We start from the raw sequence: 232 nt of genomic DNA, 5'->3' as shown, positions 1-232 counted from the left end.
GCGTACGATCGCGCCGCCGACGATAACGCCGTCGGCCACGCCGGCAGACCGCTCCGCCTGCCCGCGCGAGGAAATGCCGAAGCCTACGCAGATCGGAACGCTCGACGCGCGGCGATCCGTCGCCAGAAATTGGTCGATGCCCGCGTGGAAATCGGCACGCACGCCGGTCACGCCAAGCGAGGACACGCATTAGACGAAGCCCTTCGCCTTGGAAGCGATCCGCTCGACGCGC

The 232-nt window shown here is 68.1% G+C and carries 1 pseudogene; it reads right to left on the bottom strand.

Going from position 1 to position 232, the window contains the following annotated elements:
- Positions 1-232: pseudogene (locus tag KVT38_RS34320) on the bottom strand (tryptophan synthase subunit alpha); the annotation flags it as partial.

The organism is Cohnella sp. GbtcB17 (assembly GCF_019091135.1).
In the GTDB taxonomy this organism is placed as follows: Bacteria; Bacillota; Bacilli; order Paenibacillales; family Paenibacillaceae; genus Cohnella.
This window is presented reverse-complemented; position numbering and strand designations above follow the sequence as displayed.